A 12,762-nucleotide genomic window follows, 5' to 3' on the forward strand; every position below is an offset into this window, starting at 1 on the left:
ACTCGAATTGATGAAAGAACAATAAATTCCTCAAAGAGACCTTGTCGACCCAGCTAGTGGGGAACCATTCCTCTAATAAGCTTGTACCCAGAATAAAAATGGATTCCCACCTGCGCGAGAAAGACCTGTTCGCCTGATACATTAATCCAAGGTCACACCCTTTTCACAAAAACATGGCTATTCAAGACGAGTCGCTCTTTCAGTTTGCAAACCTTTGTCTAGTCCATAGATAAGGGCGGAAATTAAAGGAGCCATATCGAGTTGCTTGCACTGCTCCAATCTTCTCCTGTACTGCTCATTTTTTGGTGCAAAAAATTCAATATGATCATGGTTCTCAAAACAATAAAGCAACCATTTTATTTCCTGCTGTGTTATTTCTCCCTTAAACAGGGTATTGATCAACGAGGGACTTTTTTTAAGCGTTAAACTCTTTTCTGCTAAGGCAGACACTATGATATCTTCCAGCTTGGTTAATATATCTTGGTATTGATCACTACGGGGTAAACATTTATAAAAATGAATACAGTGGTCAAAGTTCATTAAACAAATTAATCTGTCTTGTACATTTTTTGTTAATTCAGAGAAAACAGTGATATATCTTTCTTCTTTTAACCAACTTTCATTGTTAGAAGCGATATAGAGTCTCACTAAATAAAATTCTAACAGTTTGGGATCTTCTTTAACCAAACACCATTGCCTTAGCGAAGTAAAAAATTCAAGTATGGCATCGGAGGATGGGCGTTGAGGTTTCTCTTTAGTTCCCATACGTTTAATAAAATTTTCCAGTAAATTGCATATCTCAAGAGAAGGTTTCGGTTCAAAATGGCTAAACAAACCATCTGAACAAAATCCTATTTGGGCATATTGTCTTATTAAATTTTCCTTAGTCATTTCAGAATGCGTATCTCTGAAATTAAAGATTTCCCTTAGTGGATTGTTTGCGCCGAAAAGGCTAAGAAGCACAGGAGCCAATGCATAAAAATCACTGGATTCTGAGTAATAACCATCAAGAATCTCCAGAGCAACAAATTCAGGTGTTCCCTGGGGATGCTGTGAACCTGGCAAAATTGGTTTTGCGTAATCAAAGTCTAAAAAGAAAACATCCGTTCGCTTTTCAGTAACTTTTTTTATTTTAATATTTGAGCCGTTAATATCGCCATGGACAACAGGAAGTCCCTTGGTATTTCTATAGTGTAATGGATTGAGCCCTATAACCAGTTGCCAGGCAACATCAACTGCTTGTAAAAAGGTTAAGTCCTTGAGTTCTTTATTTTTTTTAAAATCCGGCTCAATATGAAATCCATCGTTGAACTCCATAATAAGGACTGTTCTATCTTCTATGTCAACAACAGCTATGCTTTCATTGGTTATCTGATAATCAGAGGGGAATTTTCCTTCCTTGTAAATTTTTATGGCAACAGGTTTATCATCCAGAATAGTCAGTTCATTTTTACTAATCCGATAAGGAAAAGGTTCTGTTTTAGTTGTTTTGGGAATACATCGATACCCTTTATAAACATCACCGGCCTCACCATTCCCTAGAAACTCTTTAAAATCACTAAAAAAATAGATTATTTCTCTGTTTTTTTGTTTGATTGGAAAAAGAGTGCCATCTATCTCATTTCCTTTAATTTTTCCCATATAAACAATCAATTATTCTGTTATTGAATCACGTAATGAAACGTAATTATATCAAATTTCAGTAAAAATTGAAATCAATTACACAATTTGAACTTTCTTTTGTCATGAACTTATTTGGCAAGGTTTTTGCTTGATAACTATACTTATAAGATAGGTCTTTTACATATTGATTTAATCATAACTTAATGTTGCGGGAGTATAGTTGAAATTATAAACACATAATAAAGCGGAATGTTAAATAGGGATTTATTAACGCCAATACCGCTAGCCAACCAAAGGAAATAACATGAAAAACCAACATGAAACAGCAAAATTATTAGAAGAAGATAAAAAACGCCTAATACTTGAATTATATCTTAAGGAAAAATTCAAAGATACATTCCAAATAAATTGGTTAAATTCTGTTGAGAACTATACCCATTTAATTACAGCATTTGATTTTTTTTATAATCTGAACTCTGAAAACCTGGAGCTTGATGCCATAGGAAGCAGTAATAGTGTCACGCGTGAAGAACATGGAGAACAATTTCACAACCTGGTCAACCTGCTTGATAAAGTTGTAGTTTTTTCGGAAGATGTTCCCCCTGTAACACTTGCTTTTGATGAAAAAGGAGCCAGCTTACTGGCTATAGAAATCAAACAAAAATCCTCATCGGTCTCTTTACAAGATTTACATGCACAAAGTGCCAATCTCGGCATTGCGGAAAAATTTTTAAATGAAGACCTTGGCCAGCATGAATGGCTGAGTGATGTTGATTTAGAACGTGCTCTGACCCAATTAGGTGTACGTGACAAGGTGCATATTACCCGTTTGAATGTTGAAGACATTGGTATGATTCTGCATTTTGAACGTGAAAAACATCAAGACAGTGATGAACCATACACTATTCCCCTGCTGATCAACTGTGGCAGCAGCGGCTCCTTACGTAGTCAGGGTTCACATTGGACAGAAGCTTTGGTAACCGTTAATCCTGAAACTAATACGATCACCATTGATTACAGCGACTCAATGACCCATGATGCAGAAGCAGTGACCACCACTCTAACAGATGCAATCAATTACTCAGCTCAATCCAATGTTAATAATGTGGTTAAAGATTACGAAGCCTTCCCCGATTTTGAGACAAAAACGGTTAATGTGAATACAGACAATCTGCAAAAAGACGGATGGAGTTGTGGTTATCGCGCTTTATACAAATTATTGAGTAGCCCTGATTTTCCAACCGACGGAGTAGATACTAACTCTGAAGCCTGGCAAACTCTAATTAACGCTCAGCATAATTCCACAGCACTGAGAAACGCTATGTACCGTGTATTGCTGGAGCATCTAGTCGTTGACCATGATTATTTTACAGCGATGGAACTTGACGAAGACAAATTAAAACTGCTAACGGAAACAGAAGACTATGAAATTGATGATGAATTTCTCATGCAATATTTTACCTTACTTGCAGAAGAAAAACCAATCGGAGAGGCACTAACCAGTGAGACTTTCGAAGAAGAATATAAGAGAATCGTTCCTGAGTTGGCTAAAATTGAACAAATCAAAACTGACCGTGATAAAAAGCCATTAATGAATAAACTGGATGGAATAATTAAAAACGAAAAATTATCATCAGATGCGAAAATATTTGCTTTGCTTGATGCTATTTCTGAAGAATACAACAGTATTCTAAAATCAGTAGGAGGAAAAAACAGCAAATTAGGCAAACAACTTAAAAAGTTGTGTGAGGATCAGTTTGGTGTTGAGCTTGATAAAGACAATCAATACCATATAAAAACTGATGGCCTCATTGCTCGAATGGTTGGTGAATTCGGAAAAAAATCCGGACAAGAAGAATCATTACTGCCTGAACCTAAAAAGACCACGTCGGAATCACAAAAAACAACGGTCAGTGCCCCCGTGTTGTCCAGTACTAAAAAAATAGACGTTATGCTAAGCCTTTCCGAGAATTCTATCGGTCGTCAAAAAATCCCAGGCCAATTGGAATTACGTAGTCATAATACACAAAACCGTGTGGGAACCATGATAGGAACCACTCAATTTTGTTACGCCCCTAAACCAGGCGGTGTAGAACCTGGCTTTGTGGCAATTGATTTGAACGAAGAATTTTTCAAGGCATTGAAACCCATTCTACTGACACTAAGTAGTGATAAATTCGAAGGTGTTCTGAAATCATTGGAATCAGACAACTTAAAGCATAAACAAAGGACATTCGCCACTCTCATTAATGCAATGACGCCGAAACCTTATGGAAAAAATCAAACTCTGGATGAGGATATTGCCAACCTCTGCAAAGAAATCGAGAAAGCAGTCGCCAAAAACCCGAAATTAGAAGCCTGGATGTATAAACTTGACCAGGCTGAAAAAAATGACAACAAAGCACGAATAAAAACCAATAAAGAAGCATTGCGTGAATTTGCCGGTACTAAACTGGCACGTCATTTTAGTATGGACAATCAAAAACAGAAACTGGTAGGAGTCGCAGGTAAAACAGGTACTCACTTCGAACTGTCCTGTGGTTGGAAAAACGGTATGCGGCCATTCAAGAAATTTCTTCATGGTGGGAAAGAACCTGATTATAATGGTATTTTAGTTGAAAATCAGGAAGCCTTAGTCAAGAAATCTATGGTTGTGCCTGGTTTGGGCAAGAACCTGATTTTTGGTATCGCAATTGGTGACCGCGATGGTATCGGCAAGGAAGCTCAGAATAAAGGTTTTGCCGGAGGAGTTTTTTACGGATTTGATTACGGAAAGCCTTTTGAAGGAGCAGGAGTTGTCCAAAGCTTGCAGGATGATTTCTCATTTGAAGATCCCGTGGCCAAAGTTCCCAGTATGTTCAAAGGTTCTGGCTTCATGGGCCAGGCACGTCATTTTATGTATCGCAATTACAGCATTTTTTATGACACGGCCTTATCCGAACGCATGGAAGGTGTTCATTTATTAAAGAAAATGATTACTGGTGAAAATCCTGGTGATGAAGTCATTAAAAGTTATCCAGGCTTAAGGCAGGAACTCAATCGCATTCAGGCTAGTTTCCCAACAACCGAAGATTTGTTGAATCGGCTTGCTGCACTAAGAAAAGCCTGCAGCAACGAACAACAGGAATCAGTGATTGATGGATTAATTATTCAGATTGGTTCAGGAAAATTATCAAGATATGATCATTATTTTGCTGAAACAAAAATTGATTTAATCGAAAATGCCTTAAAAACTAATATGAATACGGAAGAGTTAAAGGATAACCTTGCTTTTATTGATACTATGTCAAACAGAGCAGCAATAAACAATCAAACAATCCTGGAAGTGTTCGAACAACGATTGTTGCTGACCAGAGAGGAAGTCGACTTTCTTGATAAATTGGAAAAAACGGTTTCGCCAACATCTGTTCTTTCGCACGATGGAACCGTTTTTCTTAATCACATGCGAGTCGATCCGATTAATAAAAGAATACCGTTTCAATTAAGTACAGATTCAGATGGAAATTATACGATAACCACAACAAATAAAAATATTAGTGCCGAATTGAAAGAAAAATTCGGACTTGATTTTAAACAAACTGAACATGGCTTAAGTTGTACACTGGATCAAAAGGGAATGACTGAAGCCATGAAATGTGTTAATGAACAATATCATGCAAAACGGGATAAATTATTAGTTGAACCAACTTATACTCTTGAAACTTTCCCATATCTGGTATCATTAGTCAAAACAGATATGGATCACGCAGATATTGGTTATAAATGGATTTCTGATGGATCTCTTTCTCTTCGTATTACACCACAATCTGAAGAACAACAAAAACGTATAATGGAAATATTTAAATTAAAAGATCCACTAGAAATTAATACGGCAAACATCATTATAATTTCTCCTGAGATGCATCAAACTTTCCAGAAAAATGTAGCTCAAATGTATCAACTGCAAAATATGAAGGTAGAAAAAACGCTCTCCTTAAAAAGTGAATTACAACAACTCAAAGTGAAATCCAGCGAAGAAATTGCAAGAGAAGATTTGCTTGCTCGCATGGAAAATCTGGTTTCTAAAGAAATTTACCCGCAAATCAAAGATGCCGTGAATGAAATGGGGCCTAAAGAGATCGACAAACTTCTGCAATATAATGATAAAACCTTGAGTAATCCCAAAAATATTCAATGCATCATCGAAGATAAGATGGAGGATATCAAAGTAATCGTTGAAGAGATTGAACTTGAAACAATACAAACATCCAACGACATTTCACCAACGATAGATTCTACATTTCATTAAGCATTTTGCAGCTTCCCCTGCATAGCAGTTTATGTGGTTCACTCAAGTTGATTGCAGTACTGCAAAAGGGGAAGTCAAACAATCAGTCGTGAGCCGGTTTATTTTAACTTTATTGATTCTTGATCTTTATTTTCTGGATTTGCTACTTCCTTATTATCTGTAGCAGTGTATCTAAAGAAACCCAATATACTAGGTCTTGATGGTAGCACAGAGGTAATCAATTGGGTCAGTGAGACTGTTTCGGACACAAGAGGACTGGGTAATCGGTCGAGAGAAAGTTGTTGCGGATGGTTGGCGACATATTGATTACTGTCTTCGAGATATTTACAAATAAACGATTCATACACACCAAAACCATTATCATATTTCAGTAAATATAAATCGGCCAGATGCGTATCTAATTGTCCATTACTGTTTCGGCCATATTTTGTTTCGAGATAAGTTATTCCTTCTTCGCTAAGTGAAGCCCAGTGCAAGTGCTTATATGAGTCTCTTTTATCACGATAGTCTTCAGGACATGGATCAACGACATTTTCAAGTTGTGAATTGGATTCCACTTTTTCTGCAAGGGTCGCATGCCCTGCTCCCAGAGTAAGATCACCTATATGATTGATGTGTGTTTGGTAAGGGGTATCAAGACCATAGCTATCTCCAGGGCGAATATCCCAACCTGTGTAACGAAGCAGAGGACGGACTGCATAACGTAAAGTGGAAAACGATCCCATCTTTCCTTCAAAAGCCTCTTGAAAGGTGGAAAAAGTATTGTTCATAATGCATCTTACTGTGACATCTGATTGCAATTTGAACTGATCACTGACTTTTTTTGCTATAGCAGCGCCAAAAGAATCCCCCTGAAAAAGTATATTATCAATTGATATTCCTTTTTGAAGCAAGGTATTAGTCAGTGCAATTCCAGTATTAACCATATCATTGACTTCTAACACTTCACCGCCCAGTTTACTCATGCCTGGGTATTCAAAAGCATAATAATGTGCCCCAGTTATTTGAACAGCCTTTGCTATATCGGTCAGGCAATCTTGATATAGAGATCCCATTCCAGTGAAATAAAGTATATGTTTTCCCTTCCCAGAGGAGTTGGACTCTTCTGATTTATCAGAATTATTATGGAAGCCTACCATTTCTGTCCTACAAATTGTTTGGTTAGCCAAAGTAACTTCTACTTCAAAGCGCTCAAATTCAATATTGGAGAATTGTTCAAAGTAGGGAGAATCCTCTTTACGTATTGCCTCTTCAAAACTGGCAAAACGTTCTTTCAATGACATATCTGAATTGCCGAAGCCATTTTTGATATACCAGTCCTCTCTATTCGCTGGAAAAGCTCCGGAAGCAATTTGTCTTTGTAACCAGATTTGTACTCTTGAATTAGGCATAATTTATACTCCATTTGCACATAAATTATGTGCATCATTTATTAATCAGTCAATATTTTAAGGTTTATTTTTAGAGGAGATTACTATTTCTGTATAGATTGGAACCAGTACTGAGATGTTGCAAATTGCTAAAAACTCCAATTTCGATATTGAGAAACACTTTAAAACTTCACAATATTCCCTAAGTTAATTATCTAAGATATTCGAGTAAAAAAGGGGAAAAAATGAAAAAAAGCCCCAGGATCAAATAAAATAAAAATTGATCTTGAATGCGTTTTTGCTCTTCTTCTCTTGGGCGAAGCATATAAAATGCAATAAAAAGAAAGGCTGTGCCAATCAATATGCTTAAAATTTGCACAGACAAAAGTAGAGACATGAAGTATGGAGAAGTTGTCTGAGCAACCTGTTCTTCTACTGGAATAACCTCCGCAGCAGCAGCATATAAATTCATTTTTTTAGTTTTTGATCATTTTTTTTAATCCTCGCTCTATTTGATCAAAATTTCAAGTATGGGCAATTAATATTTAACAAATAGCAGAGATATATGCTATTTTTAGACCTTGATTGAATATCGAATGAGGTATTCGATATATATTTTCTGAAAACAATACTATATTTTACGTATTAGATTATTATTTAGAAGATATGAAAGAATTAATTGCGTTTATATTGTTTATATTAAATATCAATTACTGCTGGGCACTTCGATGCAACGGACAATTAGTCTATGAAGGGGATACACAGGAAATAGTAATAAATAAATGCGGTACCCCTCAAGCTAAAAAAATCCTCAGTACCACTCAAGCTTTATTCAATTCCTCAGGTGTAAAATATGGTTCAACTCCCTTTCTTACTGAGGTATGGACTTATCATGCATCACCTGAAGACTTTATATATAAAGTGTATTTTACGAATAAAGTAGTTACTTCAATTACAGCCAATTTACCTTCCCCATGATAATCCCCCATCCTTTACAACCAGGATGCAGTGAAAATCTTCAATGCTCCTTCCCCCTGTTTTTATTTTGTGGACATTAAAAATCAACTTATTTTAAAGTTCAATTTTAGTTGGTTGAGCCTTATTTTCAAGCTTGTCTAGCCTGGGTGCACTCTGATGAAATTAGCCGGTTTTTACTAAATGCAAAGAATAGTATCTTAAAAGATGCTCCTTCTTTAGAGTATTAAAACCAAATTGGAGCAAGCTTATCCATGCTTAAAACAAATATAGTTGCTATGTTTGACGCTTATATTTTTTATAATTCATAGAACACAAAATGTGATAAATATGTAGTAATATTTTTTTAGGTAAACAAGTGATGGATAATGTAATTACTGACTATCTAAACTACTTTAGAAAAAAAGTGACGCAGATTTTTGAGCGCGGGAAGTTGTAGATACCTGGTCTAATTCAGAAATTAATCTTGAAAAAATTCTCGAACTTTTACAGGCCTGTCAAAATAATGCAGAGATCGCTTATGTAGCAGCTGGACCACTAAAAGATCTACTTTGCAAACACCATCGAAGGATAAAACAAAGCTCTTGTTAATGGTTCGACAACATCAAGTGATGAGAACCGCCATTCAATGTCTAATCTTTTCTCAAGACAGTGAGGAAATGAATGCGCTAAAAGTGATATTAAATCAATATCATTTACAGTATGCTTCAATCTGATATAGCGAGCGTCACCTGTGTGGCATGAATCATATAAGAGTACTATGCGATTTTAAGGAATAAGGTAATGAACAACTGGATGATCTATGGGGCGAATGGTTATACTGGAGAATTGATAGCAAGGGAAGCTAAAGCAAGAGGACTCACACCAATCATTGCCGGACGTAACCAGAATAAAGTGAAATCATTAGCTGAAGAGCTAGGATTTTCTGGTCGTGTTTTTGACTTGCTTGATCAAAAAAATTTGGTAAAACAACTTTCTGATGTGCAATTGGTTTTAAATTGTGCTGGCCCGTTTTCCTCCACGAGTCAACCTATGATACAAGCATGCATTCAATCAGGAACCCATTACCTGGATATTACTGGTGAAATCTCCGTTTTTGAATACGCACATAACCAAAATTTACAAGCAAAAGCAGCCAACATCGTACTTTGTCCAGGAGTCGGATTTGATGTCATACCAACAGATAGTATCGCAGCCAAATTAAAACAAGCACTACCTGACGCCAATTATTTAGCGCTTGGATTTGATACCAACTCTGGTTTATCTCCTGGCACTGCAAAAACGGCTGTAGAAGGTTTAGCGCATGGAGGTAAAGTTCGTATTAATGGTCAAATAAAAACGGTACCTTTGGGCTGGAAAACCCGTACAATTGATTTTGGTAAGGGTGAAAAACTAGCGACAACCATTCCTTGGGGAGATGTGAGTACTGCTTATTACACAACAGGAATACCTAATATAGAGGTGTATATCCCCGTATCTGAAAGAAAACTATCGATCCTTAAAAGAGCCAATTACATACGCTGGCTTTTGCGATTCAATCCTATACAGAGTTTTCTAAAAAGGAAAGCCGCGAAGCAAAAAGGTCCCAATGCAGAGCAATTAAAACACCTTGTTACTTATGTCTGGGGCGAAGCAAAAAACGCAAAAGGCGAAAGTAAAACTGCCCGAATTACAACAGCCAATGGATATGCGCTTACTATAAGTGGTAGCTTAGCCGTGGTTGAATATTTAATAAAAAATAAAGTAAACGGTGGCTATACAACTCCCTCTCAACTAATGGGTACAGACTTCATCAGTAAACTCCCTGGCAGTAGTGAAACTGAAATATAAGAATGTCTCTGGCATTTTATTTTTATATCTGCTTATTTTTTCATAGCCCATGACTTAATTCTCTTTTATAAATTTCGTGGGCTCAATAGAATACGACTAGTTACCCTAAAGTGATTCATGCAGCATTCTTAAGCATCCTGGGCTTCACTAAACCTAAGGCAAGCATAGAAGATTCGGTGTTTTGTGCTACCGCCCGCAAGTCAAACCGTCCTTCAGCTTCATCAATATAATAATTGTTTGTCTCAGCCAATGCCCGTACGGCTGGAATCGTTAAAAGCAACGCACATGCGTCCTGATTTCCCAGTCTTAAAGCTAAGCGAAGTAATCCATTGTCACCATACGGAATTACTGCACTATGTACCAGTTTTTTTATGCCTGGAATGTCCAGTAAAAAGTGAATTTCATCCAACAACACTTCGTCATTACGACGGATTAAGTTGTGTAATACATAAAATCCCTGTAGACATTCTTGTTCAGTGGCAAAATCAAAAAAACCCATGGGGTTATCCTGCATCAAGGAATCTCGCATTCCATGTAATTTACTCAGACACTGTGCAATAAAAGGATTGACGTATCTGTCTCCATATTCAAACTCATGCCTTTCTGCATATGCCAGTACAACTGGATAAGCTAGCAAAAAATTGACAATATCATAATGACCTTTTCCTACCGCAGCCCAACGCAAAGCATAATAGTTTTCTGCTTGAATCATCGCTTCGATTTCAGTAGGTGCCAATTCACACAGACGATTGACAACGTCCAAATGTCCGTTCCCTGCTGCCCAGCGAAACGCATCGTAATTCTCTGCTTGAATCATCACCAAAACCTCAGCTGGTGCCAATTCACACAGACGATTGACAACGTCCAGATGCCCATTCCCTGCTGCCCAGCGAAACGCATAGTAGTTCTCGGCATTAATCATCTTCATGACCACATCAGCTGGGGCTAATTCGCACAGACGATTGAGAACATCCAAGTGTCCATTCTCTGCCGCCCTGCTAAAAGCATCGTAACGATAGGACTTAATCATCACCACAACCTCAGTAGGTATCAATTCACAAAAGCGATTAATAACTTCCAGGTGACCATTTGCAGCCGCACTACGAAAAGCATAGTAATTCTCTGCCTTAAGCATCCCTTTTACTTCCGAAGACTTTAGCAAGTCACACAGAGTATTTAAAATTTCCAATCGCCCTGTTAATGCTGCAAACACAAAAACAGCCTCTTTTTTTGCACCCTTACTACTAATATCCTGAAAAAAATGTTGGGTATTAATATCTGAGTGTGCATAATACATACATACCAACTGCCTCATTTGCTCCATACACTCTGATTTTGACAAAAAGACACTAACAGCCCCTTCATAAGGCAATGTCATTAGTGATACTTCATGCGGACTTATAAAACACCGAAATAAATTTACCCATATTGTCCAAGGGATCAATCGTATCTGCGGATGCTGCTGATAATTTTCTTTATTATAAATTGCAAGATTAGGCATCAATCAACCAGTTAAAAAACAAACTAATTAATTATAAATTAATCACAATTAAGTTTAATGGTTTTAAAAGGACAATCTTTGGTTTAAAAAGGACAATTAGAATTGAATAATAGCTATTATAATTGAAAAAATTAATTCAAAATGTATAATTAAATTCCCAAAAGCAACAAAATGATAGTATGACAAAGATAATTGTAATGGTCGATAGCCATGAGGTGGTTTTGCTGGATACAGAACACATCAAGCCAAGTGAATCATCAGAATATTATAAAAAGCTTTCACACTACAACAAACTCGATGAGGGTTTAATATTGCTATCGAGTATTGACGAAAAAACCAATTGGAAAGCAGCAATACTATTAAAAAGCCTTAAGAAAAAACAGTTGGATTCTGAAGCACCAGAAATCGATTTACTCTTACAACAATGTAAAAAATTTTCACTATCTCATAGACCTGATTCTCATCAGCTTTCTAACATGAAGGGACTTCATTGTTATCGAGCAGGAGTAGATGCGGGAGCAGGATTTAAAGAAGGAGATTTGGACGTATTAGGAACTGAAGGTTTTGTAGACTGTACAGGTGTTTTGGTAGCTACTGAAGACGAGCGAGGAATACCTTGTTATTATCTAGACCATATATCTGGTGCTCGAACAACAGAAGTAGCAATTAATGAAGAATTGGACAGAATACTTTCTGACTTACAAAAACTTACCAATATGGAACTATCCTGGTCAGAATTGGAAGGTCAAGTTACCTTGGCAGGTCCTGGTAGCAATACCGAAGAGCCCAGTTTATGCTATAAACAAACATTCAAAATATTGACTCGAGCAAAGGCTAAACCCACCCCTTTATTTGGCGATAGTGTCGCTTTTAACATGACAGGAACAGGCGATTTGATAATATTGGAACCTAAAGGGCAATTAAATCAGGGTATTCAATCCAAATTACCCAGGATAGGACATGGAGTGTATTCTCCCATTGACAATGTAAGCTATTCATCAGACGAAATAATCTTAACGATTGAAAATCAAATTTCAGATGCGAGAGCGCACGATAATTATCCTTACTCAGATTTTTCTCCTGCTATAAAATTATAGACTTAAATATTTTTTAATTTTTCAACCAGCATAGCCAGTGTAACATCCATCAAGAATGCAGTTGGATATAACAAGGCT

General features: G+C 36.8%; 8 protein-coding genes. 4 read left to right on the plus strand and 4 right to left on the minus strand.

The features are described 5' to 3' along the window. Positions 1-177: 177 nt before the first annotated feature. The gene (locus ACZ5EK_RS12605; protein WP_464429985.1) at positions 178-1,641 is read right to left on the minus strand and encodes a protein kinase domain-containing protein; all 1,464 of its coding nucleotides are present in this window, start codon (positions 1,639-1,641) and stop codon (positions 178-180) included. 286 nt (positions 1,642-1,927) lie between these two features. On the opposite strand from ACZ5EK_RS12605, the gene ACZ5EK_RS12610 reads away from it, so the two are divergent. After that, positions 1,928-5,911, plus strand: coding sequence for a hypothetical protein (locus ACZ5EK_RS12610; RefSeq protein WP_464429986.1), 3,984 nt, complete (start codon positions 1,928-1,930; stop codon positions 5,909-5,911). Between the two features lie 98 nt (positions 5,912-6,009). Here ACZ5EK_RS12610 and sdbB read toward each other — a convergent pair whose 3' ends face one another. After that, on the minus strand, positions 6,010-7,302 hold the full coding sequence (gene sdbB / locus ACZ5EK_RS12615) for a Dot/Icm T4SS effector alpha/beta hydrolase (RefSeq protein ID WP_464429987.1): 1,293 nt from the start codon (positions 7,300-7,302) through the stop codon (positions 6,010-6,012). A 190-nt stretch (positions 7,303-7,492) separates the two neighbouring features. Beyond that, a complete protein-coding gene (locus ACZ5EK_RS12620; protein WP_464429988.1) occupies positions 7,493-7,753 on the minus strand; it encodes a hypothetical protein in 261 nt (86 codons plus the stop codon). Positions 7,754-7,947: 194 nt separating this feature from the next. Here ACZ5EK_RS12620 and ACZ5EK_RS12625 point away from each other — a divergent pair, with 194 nt between their 5' ends. Beyond that, positions 7,948-8,259, plus strand: a complete 312-nt coding sequence (locus tag ACZ5EK_RS12625) for a DUF2845 domain-containing protein (protein ID WP_464429989.1) — start codon at positions 7,948-7,950, stop codon at positions 8,257-8,259. A 780-nt stretch (positions 8,260-9,039) separates the two neighbouring features. Then, a complete protein-coding gene (locus ACZ5EK_RS12630) occupies positions 9,040-10,086 on the plus strand; it encodes a saccharopine dehydrogenase family protein (protein WP_464429990.1) in 1,047 nt (348 codons plus the stop codon). Positions 10,087-10,201: 115 nt separating this feature from the next. On the opposite strand, the gene ACZ5EK_RS12635 is transcribed toward ACZ5EK_RS12630, so the two are convergent. Continuing rightward, positions 10,202-11,464 carry an ankyrin repeat domain-containing protein gene (locus ACZ5EK_RS12635; protein WP_464429991.1) on the minus strand — a complete coding sequence of 421 codons (1,263 nt, stop codon included), beginning with the start codon at positions 11,462-11,464 and terminating at the stop codon, positions 10,202-10,204. 302 nt (positions 11,465-11,766) lie between these two features. Between ACZ5EK_RS12635 and ACZ5EK_RS12640 the strand changes: the two genes are divergently transcribed. Then, the gene (locus ACZ5EK_RS12640) at positions 11,767-12,684 is read left to right on the plus strand and encodes a hypothetical protein (protein ID WP_464429994.1); all 918 of its coding nucleotides are present in this window, start codon (positions 11,767-11,769) and stop codon (positions 12,682-12,684) included. Positions 12,685-12,762: the final 78 nt, after the last annotated feature.

The sequence above is a fragment of the Legionella sp. JM-2024 genome, from assembly GCF_055389095.1.